The 16,395-nt window shown below is 66.0% G+C and carries 14 protein-coding genes and 1 riboswitch; of the genes, 2 read left to right on the forward strand and 12 right to left on the reverse strand.

Annotation, left to right across the window (positions count from 1 at the left end; genetic code table 11):
* Position 1 precedes the first annotated feature (1 nt).
* Together ACVZTU_RS13590 and ACVZTU_RS13595 are read left to right on the forward strand one after the other, a co-directional pair.
* Entirely contained in the window at positions 2–1,255 is a 1,254-nt protein-coding gene (locus ACVZTU_RS13590) for a cysteine desulfurase family protein (RefSeq protein ID WP_482400585.1), read from the forward strand.
* Positions 1,256–1,383: 128 nt separating this feature from the next.
* Positions 1,384–1,599, forward strand: coding sequence for a hypothetical protein (locus ACVZTU_RS13595; protein WP_139468407.1), 216 nt, complete (start codon positions 1,384–1,386; stop codon positions 1,597–1,599).
* 85 nt (positions 1,600–1,684) lie between these two features.
* Here the strand turns inward: ACVZTU_RS13595 and ACVZTU_RS13600 are convergent, their stop codons facing one another.
* From ACVZTU_RS13600 to ACVZTU_RS13655, 12 genes are all read right to left on the reverse strand, one after another.
* A complete protein-coding gene (locus ACVZTU_RS13600; protein WP_434591006.1) occupies positions 1,685–2,425 on the reverse strand; it encodes a TenA family protein in 741 nt (246 codons plus the stop codon).
* Between the two features lie 101 nt (positions 2,426–2,526).
* On the reverse strand, positions 2,527–3,396 hold the full coding sequence (gene thiD, locus ACVZTU_RS13605; RefSeq protein WP_052239995.1) for a bifunctional hydroxymethylpyrimidine kinase/phosphomethylpyrimidine kinase: 870 nt from the start codon (positions 3,394–3,396) through the stop codon (positions 2,527–2,529).
* Positions 3,393–4,151 (reverse strand): thiamine phosphate synthase, encoded by a 759-nt coding sequence (thiE, locus tag ACVZTU_RS13610; RefSeq protein ID WP_434591009.1) that lies wholly within the window; start codon positions 4,149–4,151, stop codon positions 3,393–3,395. Before thiE ends, thiD begins: the two co-directional genes overlap by 4 nt.
* Positions 4,148–5,062: a hydroxyethylthiazole kinase gene (thiM, locus tag ACVZTU_RS13615; RefSeq protein ID WP_482400586.1), complete on the reverse strand. Its 915-nt coding sequence runs from the start codon at positions 5,060–5,062 to the stop codon at positions 4,148–4,150. Before thiM ends, thiE begins: the two co-directional genes overlap by 4 nt.
* A riboswitch (TPP riboswitch) is annotated at positions 5,050–5,183 on the reverse strand. It overlaps the preceding gene by 13 nt.
* Before the next feature lie 151 nt (positions 5,184–5,334).
* Complete coding sequence (locus ACVZTU_RS13620) at positions 5,335–6,546, reverse strand: sugar ABC transporter permease (RefSeq protein ID WP_139468402.1); 1,212 nt, start codon at positions 6,544–6,546, stop codon at positions 5,335–5,337.
* Positions 6,543–7,367, reverse strand: coding sequence for an ATP-binding cassette domain-containing protein (locus ACVZTU_RS13625; protein WP_139468401.1), 825 nt, complete (start codon positions 7,365–7,367; stop codon positions 6,543–6,545). The genes ACVZTU_RS13620 and ACVZTU_RS13625 overlap by 4 nt, the downstream gene beginning before the upstream one ends.
* A gap of 98 nt (positions 7,368–7,465) precedes the next feature.
* Complete coding sequence (locus ACVZTU_RS13630; RefSeq protein WP_139468400.1) at positions 7,466–8,560, reverse strand: substrate-binding domain-containing protein; 1,095 nt, start codon at positions 8,558–8,560, stop codon at positions 7,466–7,468.
* A gap of 92 nt (positions 8,561–8,652) precedes the next feature.
* Positions 8,653–9,750 (reverse strand): LacI family DNA-binding transcriptional regulator, encoded by a 1,098-nt coding sequence (locus ACVZTU_RS13635; RefSeq protein ID WP_482400587.1) that lies wholly within the window; start codon positions 9,748–9,750, stop codon positions 8,653–8,655.
* A 93-nt stretch (positions 9,751–9,843) separates the two neighbouring features.
* Positions 9,844–10,191 carry a TfoX/Sxy family protein gene (locus ACVZTU_RS13640; protein WP_434591025.1) on the reverse strand — a complete coding sequence of 116 codons (348 nt, stop codon included), beginning with the start codon at positions 10,189–10,191 and terminating at the stop codon, positions 9,844–9,846.
* Positions 10,192–10,449: 258 nt separating this feature from the next.
* A complete protein-coding gene (locus tag ACVZTU_RS13645) occupies positions 10,450–13,080 on the reverse strand; it encodes a GNAT family N-acetyltransferase (RefSeq protein ID WP_482400588.1) in 2,631 nt (876 codons plus the stop codon).
* On the reverse strand, positions 13,077–14,510 hold the full coding sequence (locus ACVZTU_RS13650; protein ID WP_482400589.1) for a lysine N(6)-hydroxylase/L-ornithine N(5)-oxygenase family protein: 1,434 nt from the start codon (positions 14,508–14,510) through the stop codon (positions 13,077–13,079). The genes ACVZTU_RS13645 and ACVZTU_RS13650 overlap by 4 nt, the downstream gene beginning before the upstream one ends.
* Positions 14,507–16,159, reverse strand: coding sequence for a pyridoxal phosphate-dependent decarboxylase family protein (locus ACVZTU_RS13655; RefSeq protein WP_482400590.1), 1,653 nt, complete (start codon positions 16,157–16,159; stop codon positions 14,507–14,509). Before ACVZTU_RS13655 ends, ACVZTU_RS13650 begins: the two co-directional genes overlap by 4 nt.
* Between the last annotated feature and the right edge of the window lie 236 nt (positions 16,160–16,395).

Consider the following 16,395-nt stretch of genomic DNA (forward strand, 5'->3'; position numbering starts at 1 on the left):
GATGACCGGACGCCTCTACCTCGACACCGCGGCCGCGGCTCCCGTGCGCAGGGAGGCCCTCGAAGCCGCTTGGCCGTATCTGGCCGGGGCGTTCGGCAACCCGTCGAGCCACCACGAATTCGGGCGCGGACCCGCCGAAGCCCTCGCCGATGCCCGTGCTCGCGTGGCGAAGGTGCTGGGAATGAGGGCCACGGACATCACGTTCACCAGCGGCGGCACCGAGGCGGACAATCTCGCAATCATCGGTATGGCCCTCGGCGCTCGGACTCAGGATCGGGCTCAGACCCAGGGTCGATCGCACACCCAAGATCGGGCTCAGCCCGAGGGTCGGGCCGGGACCGCGGCGCCGCCTCGGCGACATATCGTCACCTCTCCCATCGAACACGAAGCGGTGCTCGCCTCGGTGGAGTTCCTGACCCGCGTCCACGGATTCACCGTCACCGAGGTGGACCCGACCTCCGATGGGACCGTGACCCCCGAAGCCCTCACGGCGGCGATCCGCCCGGACACCGTGCTCGTGAGCGTGGGATATGCGAACAATGAGATCGGCACCGTTGCCGACATTCCGACCCTGGCCGGAATCGCCCATGAGGCCGGTGCTCTCTTCCATACTGACGCCGTGCAGGCGGCCGGGTGGCTGCCGCTGACCGGGTTGGGCGTCGATGCGCTCAGTCTGGCCGGGCATAAGGTCGGGGCGCCGAAGGGCATCGGTGTGGCCGCGATCCGCGCCCGCGTCCCCGTCGAACCACTCATCCACGGCGGCGGGCAGGAGTCGGGCCGACGATCGGGCACGGAGAACGTGGCTTTGGCCGTTGCGTTCGCCACGGCACTCGAACTCGCCGAGGCGGATCGGCATGAGGCCGCCGATCGTGTCCGAGCCATCCGCGATGAGTTCATCTCCACAGTGCTCAGCCATGTCCCCGGGTCGTTTCTGACGGGCGCGGCGGGCACGGCCGGCCCTGACGGCCGGGCGACTCGGACTCCGAATCATGCGTCGTTCTGCTTCTCGAACACCTCCGGCGAGGCAGTGCTGCTCGAGCTCGAATGCCTCGGGGTGACGGCCTCGAGCGGTTCCGCCTGTGCGGTCGGCTCCGATGAGCCCTCCCATGTGCTCACGGCCTTAGGGGTCGCGCCCGAGGTCGCGCAGACGAGTGTGCGCTTCACCTTCCCGTCCTCGATCACCCCCGACCAGGGACGAGCGGCCGCCCGAGCCGTCATCAGCGCTGCCGAGAGCCTCGCCTCATCCTTTGCATGAACGGCGTCTCACACCCGAGTTGATTTTGATCACCTTCACGCTCACCAGGTGGGATAGACCTATCTTTCTCTGTATTTTGGGGCGAGACTGAAAGAGAGGCATTCGTATCAGGATGTGAGGGGGCCGCCATGGATCTTTTGATTCTGTTCATGATCGCAGTGATGTTTGCGACCGTTGTGTTCTTCATCGGTCGGTTCGCCTGCCCGAAGCACGACCGAGTGCCCCTCATCGAGGTCGATCACGTGCTTCTGTGGACGACTCTGCGCCGCGGTTGGCATGCTCTCGGATCGTTCGGTCCGCTCACTCATTACCCGGATGACCCTTATGGAGCCTCCCGCGCCTGAGGCGGGAACGCTTCCGCCCGCCGACCGAGGTGACCGACTCAAGGTCAGGGCCACCTCGGCGAGGGGGATCCGATGCTCCCTGGAATCAGACGGTGACTTCCTGGGGCAGGAACACGGAGACGTCCCAGTTCTGCATGGCGTGCGCCGAGGCCCAGAAGTGGAGTTCGAAGACGCAGGCCTGCTCGAAGGCGGCGCGCATGCGGGCGGCTTCCTCGCTCGGGGCCTTAGCGAGTTCCTGTTCGAGGATCTGCACGGCGTGGCGGGTCGATTCGTCGAAGTCTGGTGAATCGTAGGTCTGCACCCAGGTGCGGTAGGGGTGGTCGTCGGCCATCTGCCCGGCCCGGTCGACAAGCACCTTGCCCATATGCGCGTACACCCAGAAGCAGGGCAGGACTGAGGCGACGCCTTCGCCGTAGGAACGGCTGGCGGCCGTGGCGACGAGGAAGGACACGTAACCCAGCGTCGTCGGGGAGGCCTTGAAACGGGAGCCTTCCGCGGTGAGTTCTTCCAGCGCCGAGGCGAGTCGGGCATCGGCGAGCAGCTCTCCGTGCATCTCCTCTTCGACGGTGATCGCCTCAGCGGCGGATCCGGCCCAGAATCGGGATTCGTCACGGTCGACGGTCTTCGCGGCCAGGAACGACATGGCCTTGGCGTATCCGTTCAGGTAGAGGCTGTCCTGCGAGATGTAGTTGACGAAGGCCTTCGGATCGAGGCTGCCGTCGGCGAGCTGGGCGAGGAACGGCAGCTCTTCGATCTGCTTGACGATGGGGCGGACACGGTCCCACAGCTGGGTGGTCAATGGGCCGGCGGTGTAGGTGACGGTCATGGGAACTCCTTTGTGCTCGTGTGACGTGGTGGTTCGGATGACGTGGTGGAACGAGTGAGTTGGCGGTTCGCGTGAGGTGGTGGTCAGGCGGGATGGATACGTCAGGCGGGTCGACCGCGGACGATGTCGACCTGGTGGTCGACGGGTCCGTGGGCGCCCTCTGGATTCAGGCTCAGCTGCCAGTCCGCAGCCGAGGTGAGAGCGCGAGCAAGATAATCGAGGGCATTGCCGACGGCCTCGCCGAGGATGTCCGACCCGATCTCTGTGCGTTCGCGGCCGAGGACAGCCACCTCGGCGGTGATCGCGGCTGACAGAGTGCACCCGGTTCCGTGCGTGTTCATCGTCGTCACGCGGGGGTGGGTGAACTCGCGGACCTGGCCATCGGCGGTGGCGAGGATGTCGATGACCTCGTCCTCGCTGCCGTGCCCGCCCTTGAGCAGGACAGCTCCGGGGCCGCGTTCGAGCAGGCGCCGAGCCTGGTCACGCATGGCTTCAGTCGTCTGCGCTTCGGGTTCGTCGTCGGAGATCAGCAGGGCCGCCTCGGGGAGGTTGGGGGTGATGAGGTCGGCGACCGGCAGCAGGTGGGTGCGCACGGCCTCGACGGCATCGGTCTCGAGGAGGCGGTGGCCGGAGGTCGCGATCATCACCGGGTCGACGGTATAGAAGCCGAGCCGGCCTTCGGCGGCGCGATCGACGACGAGTTCGACGAGGTCACGGCTGCCGAGCATCCCCGATTTCGTCGCATCGACGGGCAGGTCGCCGAGCACGGAGTCGAACTGATCGGCGACGAAATCGACGTCGATCGGATAGACGCGGGACACACCGTGCGTGTTCTGCGCGACGAGGGCGGTGATGACGGTCGTGCCCATGGTCTTCCGCGCGGTGAAGGTCTTGAGGTCGGCATGGATTCCGGCACCGCCGGAGGGATCGGTGCCGGCGATGGACAGGGTGATCGGCGGGCGGGTTGTCACTGTGCACTCCCGGCGTATGCGGCGAGCAGCTCCTCTGCTGCCGTCTTCGGATCGTCGGCCATGCAGATCGCCGAGACCACGCAGATCCCGATCAGCCCACGTCCCTGCAGGTCAGGGGCACGATCGGCGTTGATGCCGCCGATCGCGACCGCGGGGATGCCCGCTTCTGCGACCAGTTCCCCGAGGCGGTCCGGTCCGATTCCGCCGGGGGCGTCTGCTTTCGTGGAGGTGTCAAAGACCGGTCCGATGCCGACGAGGTCGACGACTCCGGAGTCTCGGGCGGCGGCGAATTCGTCGCTGTTCGCGGCCGAGAGACCGATGAGCGGTTCCGCACCCAGGGCGGCGCGCACCTCGGCGACGGTGGTGTCAGTTTGGCCGACGTGGATGTGCACGTTCTCGCCTTCGTCGATGAGGCGGCGGGCCACCTCGACGCGGTCGTTGAGGACGACGGGGACCGTGCGGTCGGTGTCGCGGGTGGCGGCGTCGACGGCGGCGATGACCTGGCGGGTGAGCGAATAGAAGCCTGCATCGTCGATGTCTTTGTCGCGGACCTGGACGATGCCCACTCCCCCGGCGACGGCGGCCTGCACGGTTTCGGCGACGCTGCGGCCGGCGGCCTCGCATTGCGCGGAGTCGGTGACGAGGTAGAGGCGCGTGTCGATTCCGGCGAAGCGGTCGGCCGAGCCGTCTCGGTCGTTCGCGGTCGCGCCGTCGTCAGCCGGGTTGTCGGCGATGTGGGCGGATCCGGCGGTCATGCCTGGACGCCTTCGCCGGCGGTGAGCGTGTCGAGGCCGATTCTCGCCTGTGCGAGTCGGTCACCGTCGACGGTGTGGAGTGCGTCGAGAAAGTTCACCGAGTAGCTGCCGGGCCCCTTCGCACCATCGGCGGCGAGTTCCCCGGCGACCGCGAAGTGGGCGTGGGCGGCGACGACGGCTTCGAACTTCGCCGAGGCGTCCCCACCGTTCGCGGACTGCTCAGTGGCGTTGACGGCTGAGACGTCGGCGTCGGGGTCGGCGAGTCCGGCTCGGGCGGCGGCCAGGTAGGCGACGGTGACGGCACCGAGTGAGCAGCCGGTGCCGATGACGAGCGGCATGAACTCATGTCCACCTGAGATGCGGGCGACGTGGTCAGTGCCGTCGATGTGGGCGACGACGGCATCGGTGGGTCCGGAGACGGCGACGATGGCACCGGTCTCTCGGGCCAGCTTCGCGGCAGCGGGTAGGACGGCGTCGACTTCATCGGTGGAGTCGACTCCACGACCACCGAGTCCGACTCCGGCGAGTGCGGCGATCTCGGAGGCGTTGCCGCGGATGGCGGTCGGGTGATCGGCGGCGGCGCGGCGGATGCGGGAGGTGCGGAAGTCGACGGCGCCGACGCTTACGGGGTCGAGGACCCAGGGTTTTCCGGCGGTGTTGGCGACGTCGATGGCGGCATCGGCGGCGAGCAGCTGGTGGTTCGAGGCGGTTCCGAAGTTGACGAGGATTCCGCTGGCGATCCCGGCAAACTGACCGGCGTCTGCTTCGTGATCGAGCATTGCCGGGGAGGCGCCGATGGCCAGGAGCACGTTGGCGCTGAACTGCTGCACGACGGTGTTCGTGATGCACTGGATGAGTGGATTGCTTGCGCGCAGACGCGCATTCGCAGAACGCAGGTCGAAGTCAACCATGACGATCCCTTCGCTAGTATGGCCCAGATCAGGTTCGATGGGTGTTCTCTCAGCCTCGGTGTCCTCCGTGCGCAGCGTCTTGGTGCGAACGGATCCTCATGAGGCACCCCATGTCATTGGCTCCGACTGTATCAGCCCGGTCGGACACGGGCGACTCCATACTCTGCTTGGATGCTCAGCACCGACCGCTCGACTCAACGTCGCTGTATCAAGCTATGCATTGCGCGCTCGACGCTAAGGCGAGCGGTCGGCAGAGAGAGCTTAACGCCCCACTACCCGCGCCCGACGTACCTCTGACCGCGGCGGCTGAGCGCATCGATGACAACTGCGGTGAGCAGAACAAGTGCGGTGATGATCTGCTGTGCATCGGAGTTGAAGCCGATGAGGTAGAGACCGTTGTTGATCGCACCGACGACCAGAGCACCGAGCACGGCTGCCCAGGCGGTTCCGCGTCCGCCGAACAGCGAGGTGCCGCCGATGACAGCTGCAGCGATCGCATTGAGCAGGTCCTGCGTGCTCACCAGCGTCGATCCCGCATTTGTCGTCACACCGGTCTTGATGAAGCCGAACAATGCGGCCAGCACTCCGGCTGCCATGAACACGCTGATGCGCACCCAGGTCACGCGGATGCCGGCACGCCGTGCAGCTTCGACCTTTCCGCCGACGGCGTAGATGGAACGACCGTAGCGGGTCTTGCGCAGCACGAGGTCGATGATGATCGCAATGACGATCATGAGGAAGAAAGGCATCGCCAGACCGAAGTCCTGATTGACGAGGATGAGGAACCCGAACACGATCGCGGCCAGCAACACGATCCGCACGATCACAGAGGTCCAGCTCGGAGCGCTGAGACCCTCCCGGTGGCGGCGCAGCTTCGAATAGATGATGCCGCCGCCGAAGCCGATGATCGCGACGGCGCCGAAGATATAGGCCCAGATCGCAGGAAAGTAGAAGCTGGCGAAGTCGAAGGCGAAGGTGTCCGACATCGACAGGTTCTTCTGCGTGCCCAATGTCGTCAGAGTCAGACCGGTGAACGCGAGCAGACCGGCCAAGGTGACGACGAACGCCGGGATGCCGACGACGGCGAAGAACCAACCTTGAATCGCGCCGACGACCAGGCCGAGCAGCAGCATGATGACCAGCGCTAAGGCCGGCGGCACACCTTGCCTTACCACCAAGACACCGAGCAGCGAGGCGGCCAAACCGCCCAATTGCGCCAGAGACAGATCGATCTCGCCGAGGAGCAGGATGAGGTTGATGCCGAGAGCCAGGATCGCGAGGAACGCGACCTGAGTGGAGAGGTTGACTAGGTTGGCCGGAGAGATGAAGTTCGAGTCGGCCGACTGGAATACGATGACGATGACGATGAGTGCGAGGATGACCGGGAACGACCCCAGCTGCCCCTCTTTGACCCGGCGGACGAAGGTGCCGATCACGCCTTCGGAGGAGATCCGCTCATCGGTGATGAAGGAATTGCGGGTCATCGACGCTCACCCCTCCGTGCGGCGCGTTTGGTCACGACATTGTCGCTGGCTCCGGTAATCGCGGCGACCAGCACATCGGTGCGCTCGTCACCGGGGAAATCACCGGCGTCCTTGCCCAGCCGCAGCACGTGCACCCGGTCGCACACCGCCTGCACATCGGCCATATTGTGGCTGACGAGCAGCACGCCGAGGTCGCGTTCTTTGAGCCGTTCGATGAGGTTGAGCACTTCGGCCGTCTGGGCGACGCCGAGTGCCGCCGTCGGTTCATCGAGCATGACCAAGGATGGTTCGCCGAGGAGGGACCGGGCGATCGCGACCGTCTGACGTTGACCGCCGGACAGGGCCGCGATCGGTACGCGCACGCTCGGGATCTTTGCCGAGAGGCTGCGCAGCAGCTCCCAGGATTTGGCTTCCATCGTCACTTCGTCGAGGACGCCGCCGCGGGTCTTCTCATGTCCGAGGAACAGGTTGGCCACCACGTCGAGGTTCTCGCACAGGGACAGATCCTGGAACACTGTGGCCACTCCGGCTTTCTGTGCATCCTTCGGGGAGGAGAATCTCTGCGCCGTCCCGTTCATGATGAGTTCGCCGTCATCGGCGGCGTGAACTCCGGCGATGACCTTGATCAGGGTCGATTTGCCGGCGCCGTTGTCGCCGACGAGGCCGACGACTTCGCCGCGACCGACGCTGAGATGGATGTCGGTCAGGGCTTGGACTGCACCGAACCGTTTGTTGATTCCGCGCAGTTCGAGCACCGGCTCGCTGTCGCTGCCCGGCGTCCGCGTCGCCTCAGTTGCCGGGTCGGGTGTCTCTGGTGTCATCTGTTCCTACTTGTCGCAGTCGTTGACCCCGGCAGCCGGCGACCGGTGGCGGTCGCCGGCTCGAGGTCGGTCACGTCAGATTGTGAACGCGCACGCGCTCACTTCACGCCGGCATCGGCACAGAGCTTCTCCACCTTGCCTGTGCAGATGTCCTCGGCCTTGATCTGGTCACCAACGATGTCTTTGATGGTGTCGGTGGTGACGACCTTGGCTTCGACGAAGTCCGTGGGGGTGTCCTTGTAGGTCGTGCCCGCGTCGACGTCCTCGCCTGCGGCCAGGGCCACGGCGGCTTTGGCGGCGAACTCTGCCTGCGGTGGGATCGACTTGTAGATCGTGGCGTACTGGTCACCCTTGAGGATGTTCTGCAGACCGTCGACCTCGGCGTCCTGACCTGTCACGACGGGTTCGACCTTGGCTTTCTTCGTTGCGGCGATGACGCCGCCGGCGGTGCCGTCGTTGGCAGAGTAGATCGCGATCGGCTTCTCGCCCTTGCCCTGCAGCTGACCTTCGACCCACTGGCGGGCGTCGTCGGGGTTCCAGTCGAGGGTGTCGTGGCTGGCGGCGATGTCCACGCCTGCGCCCTTGAGGGTCTCTTCGGCGCCGGCCTTGAAGTCCGCGGCGTTCGGGTCCTTCGGATCACCATTGACCATCCAGACCGGTCCCGATTTCGGGTCGACGCCGGCGTCTTTGAGCCCGTCGAGGACGGCCTGGCCCTGCAGGTTGCCGATCTTCTTGTTGTCGAACGAGGTGTAGTAATCCGCACCTTCGAAGAAGCGGTCGTAGGAGATGACCGGGATCTTCTTCGCTTCGGCTTTCGACAGCGCGGATGAGACTGCGGAAGCGTCGACGGGGTCGAGGACGATGGCGTCGACGCCTTCGGTCACGGCCGCCTCAACCTGTTGCTGCTGCTGAGTCGCGTCCTGATTGGCGTTGCGGTATTCGACCTTCGCGTCTGGGTTGGCTTCTTTGAGGTATTTCTCGAAGTTCGGCTTGTCGAGCGACTCGTACCGGGTGGTCTTCGACTCGGGCAGCAGCAGCGCGATGGTGACGTCCCCGTCGCCGCCGGATCCGCTGTCGGCCTCGTCGTTTCCCTGGCCCTTCTGATTGCCGCAGCCGCTGAGCGCAAGAGCGCCGATCGCGACGGAGGCACCGAGGAGCGCCAGCTTCTTGTGGGACTTAAGGTTGTGCCTCATTGTGAACCTTTCAATCTTTCTGACAACGTTGTCAGGCTGTTGAATATGATTCGCTGAACGCCGCCTGCTGTCAACTGTTTCGACAAAAATCTTCAGCGGGTGTCCGGCGGCTCTTCACCGCTGCCACGAGCGATGACGCACAGCGCATTGTCGAAATCGGGCACGCCGTCGTCGACTCGATCGCGCCGGTTCGCCTCCCCCGCAATCGGGCCATCCCCTTCGCCGAGGCGGTCCCCGCCCTCGCCAGCATCGCTGGGTTCGACACCGACCCGGAGTCGTCGGACCGCCTCGGCGGCGAGGGATTCGACGTTGCGATCGACGACGGTGACATCGAGGAGTTCGGCCGTGGGGAAATCGTCGATGCCGACCAGTGCCGGCCATTCGCCGAGGCGGCGGCAGGCGTCGATGGCACCTTGGGTCACTGTGGCGGACAGGGTGATCAGGGCTCCGGGTGCGCTGCGGGAACCGAGCCAGGCGGCGACGACGTTCTTCGCGCTGGCTTCGTCGTGGGCGTCTTCGCGCATATAGGCGCGCCAGCCGACGCCGCGGCGGCCGGCGATGGCGTCCTGGATTCCCTGCAGTCGGCGGGTGGTGATGAGGCTGGGCGAATGGTCGCCGATGACGCCGAGTGCCATGTGCCCGTGAGCGAGCAGCTGTTCGGCCGCGAGGCGTCCCGCCTCACGATCGTCGCCTGCGACGATGCTGATTCCAGGGCCTTCGACCGCTGGGTCGAGGGAGACGATTCGAGTGCCCGGCGCCGAGGCGGCTCGTGCGTAGGTCTCGGCCGCCTCGGGGTGGGCGCGGATGACGATGAGCCCGGTCAGGTCGTTGGCGAGGCATTCGTCGAGGAAGGCTTCCTCTCGGTTCGGGTCGTCACCGACCACGGTCACCACCGGGCGCAGGTCGAGGATTGCGAGCTCGGCTTCCACTGCGGCGAAGGCACGTGATTGGAAGGCGTCACCGGCGTCCGAGAGGACGACGCCGATATAGGGTGAGCGGCCTCCGGCACGCAAGCGTCTGGCCGTGGGGTTGAGGCGGAATCCGAGCTCTTCGGCGGCAGCTTCGACTTTCTCCGCCGTCGAGGCGGCAACGTGCTTTTCGCCGTTGAGGACGCGGGAGGCGGTCTTGATGCTCACGCCGGCACGCGCAGCGACCGTGGCCAGGGTCGGCCGATCGTTCTGCTTCGCCATGCGCACACCTTTGAGTCTGAGAACCGGTTCGTGAATCTGCGCATCGACGCACAGGCAACCGTTGGAATGATACTAACCGCTCGCGCGGCGGACTCAGTTGTGCTGGCCTGTCACCGTCCGGTTGAAATCCAAGGCGGTCTCGACCCAGAATGCCAGCTGTTCGTCATCACGGACAGACTCTGCGCTCACGTTGATCCACCCCGGTCCCATGTCCCGACCGGTTCCCATCTCAGCTTGGGCAGCTTCGGGACGTTTGAGGAGCTCATCGTGACGGTCGGGATCGATGTGCGCCAGCAGATCACCCGTCTTACCAGCACTGACGATCATCTTCTCGTTGACCATGACCGCGCGGCCGCCGAACATCGAGACCTCTCGAACCACGGGCTCTTCGGCAATGAGCGCACGGATCCGTTCGATGAGTGAAGTCTGCTCGGGAGTCATACAGTGGTCTCCGGTCGGCTCTGCAGCAAAGGTCGGTTTCACTGTCAATGGTACTCGCCGAGGCGGGACTCCTTTCCGGAGTCCCGCCTCGGCGAGTGGCATGTTCTGCTGCGTCGAATCACCGACCGCTCAGCGCAGCGGCGAGCGCACGCACTGGCTCAGTCATCCTTCACTGAGCGCTCGAGTTGCCGTCGCTGTATCAAGTTATGCGACGAGCGGTCGCCGCTCAGGTGAGCGGTCGGCGTGGCCCCCTATGACTCAGCGAGCCACCGGGTTGGGCATCGTGCCCGCGTAGAGCAGTGATTCGGCTTGGTTGCCGATGTCGACCATCTGCTTCGTGTTCTTCAGCTGCAGCCGGTTGAGGCACGAATGAGCGAAGTGGTCGGCACGCAGATCCACGTCGCCGCTGACACCGCGCGCATCATCCGGGTGCTCCGCTTCGTAGTCGTCGAGGGTCTCGGCGACGATCGCCCAGAATCTCTCGGCCGGCAGCAGTCCATCGCCGTCGAGGATGCCGGAGAGGTGCCGCAGGACCCCGTCGAACATATCGGTGAACACCGACAGGGCCTTCTCCTCCCCCGACACCACGGCGCGGATGCGCTCGACATCGGCAGGCAGCTCGCGGTGGCCGAGCACGGCGACCTCCTCTCCGATGTCCTTCATGAACGCCCCGGTGACCACATGCTCGTCGAGGACGAGGATGAGGTTCTCCCCGTGCGGCATGAACACGAGATCGTGGGCCAGCAGCGCATGGACAAGCGGCTTCAGGTACGCCCGCAGGTAGCTGCGCAGCCATGCCGCGGTGCTCAGGCCTGATGCGCTGATGAGCTCGCCGGCCAGCGACACCCCCTGGTGATCCCGATGCAGCAGGGCGGCCATCGTGATGAGCTTCTGACCTGGTTCGATCTGCTCGACGGGGTTCTCCCGCCACAGGGCGGCGAGCATCTTCCGGTGCGGGTTCGTCTCCTTCGTCCGGTGGTAGACGTCCCCCGTGTACCCGAGCGCGGCACGCTCCCGCAGCACTCGGAAGCCCGCCTCGGCGAAGGTGGGGTCGGATCCCACCAAGCCAGCAACCCAGTCGTTGATGGCTGGAGTGTCGCGCATGTACTTCGGCGACAGCCCACGCAGGAATCCCATGTTCTGCACGGCGAGCGCGACCTTGACATACGGAGCTCCGGCCCGCGAGCGGTTGAAGAACGTGCGCAGGGACTGCTGCGCCTGGTGCTTATCGAGCCCTTCCCCGAGCGGCAGCAGATCGCCGCGCGCGATGTCCGCGGCGAAGGTGATCGCCAGGCGGTGGTCGGCCTGCCAGGGATGGATCGGCATGAGGTGGAAGTCCGCAGGATCCTGTCCCGCCGCCCGGATCCGGGACCCGAAGAGATCCCGTTCGGCGTCGCTGAGAGCCTCACCGAGGTGGCTCTCCTCGTCGAGTCCGATGCCCGTGGACAGATGGCTGAGTTCACGCCTCACTGCCACCCATTCGATGCGGTTGAGCCGTCCGTTCTCCGGCGCCCACTTGCAGAAGTCGCTGAGGCCGAAGCCGATGCGACCATTGTTCGCGAGGAACCCCGGGTGGCCTTCGGTCATGGCCGCCTCGGTGGTCTGGAAATCCGCTTCGACGAGTGCACGTGCATCGGGCCTGCGCCCGGCTCGAGCGTCCTCGAGTTTGTACGCGGCCCCGGCCAGGGTCGAGGCGAGTTCCTCGAGGTAGGTGGAGATGAGGTCCTCGGGGATGGAGAGTTCGTCTTGGAGTTCGACGACGAGTTCCTGCGCGTCGAGCGGAACCTCGGTACCGTCGCGCAACCGGGTGATGCTCGCTTCGTCGATCACCCAGTGTTCAAGCGGCAGCACGCGCGCGGTGAACGTGTATCGGCTGGCGCCGTCGATGCTCAGTTCCCAGGTCTCGCCTTCGCCATTCGCCGAGGCGGCTCCCCCGACCCGATGTGCACTGCCGTTCGCTGCGACCCCTTCACCCTCGCCGAGACTCACCGGTGCGATGAGTCGTTCGTGGGCGAATTCGGACAGGGCTTTGGCGACGAGGTGGCGCTGCACGACGGCGAACGCATCCCCGTTGAGGTGGGCGTACGGGACCGGTGGGGTTGCGAATGTCCGACCCGCGCGTGATTTGGTGGACCTCCGGTCACTGTCCGACTCGCCGGTCTCAGCCACGCGCGACTCCCGAGCACCGGCCGTGACGAACGGAGCCAGCGCGCTGGCTTCGAAATCCGCGCGAGTGCACACACTGACGAGCGCCGGTTTCTCGATCTCGCCCATCATGATGGTCGCTTCGGTGATGGGGGTGAAACCGGCAGCTCGGTTCTTCTCGATGATCGCGTCGTTCCTGGCATCGGGTTCGACGATGACGCGCTCGGCACCGCGTCCTCCCTGGTCAACAGGCTTCAGGCAGAAGTCGATGACCTCCGCCATGATGCGGTCGGTAAGGCCATGCACGGCCGGTCCTGCCGGCGGTGCGACGAGCAGGTGCATCCCGATGTCCGCGGGCCCGGTCGCCACGATGTTCTGCGGGATGAGGGTGTCCGGAGTGTAGGTTTCGACGTAGAAGCAGTCGGTGCCGTCGACGGAGCCAACCCAACCGGCGTCGTCCGCGGAGTCGCGAATGCCATCCAAGTAGGTCCGGACCTCGTTCTCGTCGAGGTCGGTCATCATCCAGTAGTGAGCGCGCGGGTGGGTCAGCCACCCGTGGATCCGGGCGGTGTCCCGGTCGACGTCGAGCGGACGGATGGTCACTGTCGCCGAGGCAGCCGTGAGCTTCACGTCCGAGCTGCGGTCCGTGCGCGTACAGGTGGCGTTCGCACCAACCGCAGAATCGGTCGGGTCGGTTTCGTCCGCCTCGGCGGTGGTCAGGCTGGTGATGAGTTCGGTGGTCATACGTGTGACATCTCCTTGGAGTCGTCGAGTGCGAAGGCGGCATCGGGCACGGCATCGGATTCGTCGGCCGGGATCCCGAAGGTCTGGAAGGCGATGGTCCGTTCGATCGGATAGGGTTCCCGGCCGGTCACTGCGGCCAGCACCACCGAGGCCCGCCACGGGCCGAAGCCGAGGTCGGGGGCGGTCACGCCGTGGGTGTGCTCTTCGCCGTTGAGGACGTGGATGGTTCCTTCGTCGTTGATCGTGTAGTGGCGGCTGACGTCGAGGCGGCCTCGGGAGTCCAGACGGATGTCGTCGCCGAGAGGGCTGAGGAAGTCCGGGACCTGCGATTTGTATCCGGTGGCGGCGACCACGGACCCGGATCGCCGAGTAAACGTCTTGTCCAGTGCCGTGCTGCGGAAGCCGAGCAGGTATTCGCCGCTGATCGGATCAATCTCGGCGGTTTCGAGTTCGGCTTCGGAGACGAGGTTCGTCAGCAGCTGCCGCCCGCCGCGGCTGAGTCGGTAGAGAGTGTCGTGGATGTCGTCGACGAGGTCGGCGGAGATGCCCTTGTACAGCGTGCGCTGTTCCCGGCCGACCCGTTCGCGCAGCTCATCGGGCAGCGCCCGGAAGTGGTCGGTGTACTCCGGGGAGGTCATCTCAAGGGTGAGCTTCGTATACTCCATCGGGAAGAACCGCGGCGACCGGGTCACCCAGTCCAGGCGCACTCCGCGGTCTTCTGCGTCGTCGATCAGGTCACGGTAGATCTCAGCGGCGGACTGGCCGCTGCCGATGATCGTGATCGCCCCGGAGTCGAGCAGCGCTTCCCGGTTCTCGAGGTAGTCGGCGGTGTGGATGAGCGGGCCGGCAGCGGGCAAGCCGGCGGCACCGTCCCGGCCGGCAGCGGGCGAGTCGGCGGCTCCTCCCCCGAGCCCCTGCAGCGCAGGTGGCAGCACCGGCTGCGTTCCCACCCCGAGGACGAGATGCCGAGCGCGGTAGGTCTCGGTCGTCACGATCGAACCGGAGTCATCGACCACCTCGGCGAGGGCGGTGTACACACCGTCGTCCCTGGTCACGGACACGACGCGGCGGTTCCATCGCAGCGTATCCAGCTGGGCGGCTACCCACCGGCAGTATTCGTCGAATTCGGCGCGCAGGGGGTAGAAGGATTCGCGGATGTAGAACGGGTAGAGCCGCTGGCGCTCCTTGAGGAAGTTGAGGAACGAGTACGGCGAGGTGGGGTCGGCCATGGTGACGAGGTCGGCGAGGAACGGCACCTGGATGGTCGAGCCTTCGATCATCATGCCCGGGTGCCAGCGGAATTCGGGGCGCTGATCGAGGAAGATCGCGTCGACGTCGTCGAGCGGTTCCGACAGCGCGGCCAGGCCGAGTCCGAAGGGTCCGATGCCGACGCCGAGGATGTCGTGAATGTGTGTGGAATCTGCGCTCATGCTGCGCCTCCTTCTGTCGCTGCGTCCTCGAGGTCCCGGCCGGCGAGGATGCCGTGCCCGGTGGCACGGACGAGGTCGAGCACGGCGGTGACGTCGTCGATGCGGGTGTCGGGGTTGAGCAGGGTGAGTTTGAGCCACGGCGTGCCGTCGATGACGGTGCGGGCGATGGCGGCGCGGCCGGAGCGGAAGAGGACTCGGCGGATGAGCGGGACGAGTTCGTCGCAGGTGACCTGGTCCGCGGTCGCCGGGGTGAATCTGAAGAGCACCGTGGACAGGTCCGAGGCGCCGAGCACTTCGAAGTCCGCCTGGTCCTCGAGCAGCGCCCGGACGTCGGTCGCGAGGTCGCAGACGGCGTCGAGCATCGATCCGATCTCCCCTGCTCCGCGGGCGCGCAGCGTCGTCCAGAGCTTGAGCGCGTCGAAGCGGCGGGTGGTCTGCAGGGACTTGTCGACCTGGTTCGGTTCGGCGTCGGCTTCTTGCGCTTCGGCTTCGGGATTGAGGTAGTCGTGGTGGTGGATCGTCGGCGCGAACAGGCTCGCGTCCCTGATGAGCAGGGCCGATGAGGACAAGGGCTGGAAGAACGTCTTATGGAAGTCGATGGTCACCGAGGTGGCCCTGGAGATCCCGTCGAGCAGGTGGGCGCGTTGTGGGGCCCAGAGCAGTCCGCCGCCGTATGCGGCGTCGACGTGCAGCCACACGTTCGCTGATTCGCAGACCTCGGCGATGGTCTCGAGCGGGTCGATGACACCGAGGTCGGTGGTTCCCGCGGTGGCGACGACGGCCATGGGGATCTGGTCGTTCGCCTCGATCGCGAGCAGGCTGGCGTTGAGCGCTTCGGCATCCATGCGACCGGACCGGTCGGTCGGGACGGTCACGACCGCCTCGGCGTCGAGACCGAGGAGGAACGCAGCGCGGGACACTGAGAAGTGGGCCTGGTCGGTGGCAAGGATCCGCAGCCGGGACAGCAGGTCGCGGCGGTTGGGCGCGCCCAGGTCAGGGCCGCCTCGGCGGGATTCGGCGTCTTTGGCCTCAACGTGTCCCGCTGCCTCGGCGAGGACGTTTTCGCGGGCGAGGAACAGTGCCTGGAGGTTCGACTGGGTGCCTCCGGAGGTGAAGATTCCGTCGCCGCCGGCGAAGCCGAGGTGGCCGCAGGTCCAGTCGATGAGGCGGCGCTCCATGAGGGTGGCAACCTCGGATTGGTCGTAGGTGTCGACCGAGGTGTTGATGGCGGCGAGCATCGCTTCGGCGGCGACGGCGGGCACGGCGACCGGGCAGTTGAGGTGGGCGACGTAGCTGGGGTGGTGGAACCACACGGCATTGTCGGCGTAGAGAGCGTCGACCTCGCGCAGGGCTTCGGCGTTGCCGACGCCTGCGGTGTCGAGATCCACGGCGTCGACGGCGGCCTGGAGTCCGGAGCGTTCCTTCGCCGAGGCGGCCCGCTCAGTTGTGCGGAACCGATCGCCGAGGATGTCGACGACGTCGTGCATGAGCGATGTGTACTCGTCTGCGCTGTGGGCGCCGAGGAGGGCATCGGTGTGGGCGCCACGATCGCTGAAGGTGCCGGCGGCGTCCGGGTGGGGAATTTCGGGAGTCTGAAGGGGTGCTGAAGTGGGTGTCGCTTCGGTGTCGTAGAGCAGAGAAGTCGTCACTGTGAGGTTTCCTCCTTCGATGATGCGCACCGCGAAGCGCGGCTCGCATTAGGGAAACCTACCCTAAGTTCTTTTGTTCCCGAAGAGCCTCCGGGCGGATTCGATGACTACGGAAGTAGACCCCTCACCAAGGACGATGCCCCGCTTCCCAGCGTTCACACGGCAAGGCGGCCGTTCGCACTACGGGTGCATCGGCCGGAAAATGGGCGAGTGGCATTCGTCACATCGGGGTGTGT

The sequence above is a fragment of the Brevibacterium sp. OS20 genome (genome assembly GCF_056837565.1).

Bases quoted from the DNA above. Each gene is read 5' to 3' on its own strand.
- ACVZTU_RS13635 (WP_482400587.1), bottom strand. From the start codon at position 9,750: ATGGCGAAGCAGAACGATCGGCCGACCCTGGCCACGGTCGCTGCGCGT.
- ACVZTU_RS13600 (WP_434591006.1), bottom strand. From the start codon at position 2,425: ATGACCGTCACCTACACCGCCGGCCCATTGACCACCCAGCTGTGGGAC.
- ACVZTU_RS13590 (WP_482400585.1), top strand. From the start codon at position 2: ATGACCGGACGCCTCTACCTCGACACCGCGGCCGCGGCTCCCGTGCGC.
- ACVZTU_RS13620 (WP_139468402.1), bottom strand. From the start codon at position 6,546: ATGACCCGCAATTCCTTCATCACCGATGAGCGGATCTCCTCCGAAGGC.
- ACVZTU_RS13595 (WP_139468407.1), top strand. From the start codon at position 1,384: ATGGATCTTTTGATTCTGTTCATGATCGCAGTGATGTTTGCGACCGTT.
- thiM (WP_482400586.1), bottom strand. From the start codon at position 5,062: ATGGTTGACTTCGACCTGCGTTCTGCGAATGCGCGTCTGCGCGCAAGC.
- ACVZTU_RS13625 (WP_139468401.1), bottom strand. From the start codon at position 7,367: ATGACACCAGAGACACCCGACCCGGCAACTGAGGCGACGCGGACGCCG.
- ACVZTU_RS13650 (WP_482400589.1), bottom strand. From the start codon at position 14,510: ATGAGCGCAGATTCCACACACATTCACGACATCCTCGGCGTCGGCATC.
- ACVZTU_RS13630 (WP_139468400.1), bottom strand. From the start codon at position 8,560: ATGAGGCACAACCTTAAGTCCCACAAGAAGCTGGCGCTCCTCGGTGCC.
- ACVZTU_RS13645 (WP_482400588.1), bottom strand. From the start codon at position 13,080: ATGACCACCGAACTCATCACCAGCCTGACCACCGCCGAGGCGGACGAA.
- thiE (WP_434591009.1), bottom strand. From the start codon at position 4,151: ATGACCGCCGGATCCGCCCACATCGCCGACAACCCGGCTGACGACGGC.
- ACVZTU_RS13640 (WP_434591025.1), bottom strand. From the start codon at position 10,191: ATGACTCCCGAGCAGACTTCACTCATCGAACGGATCCGTGCGCTCATT.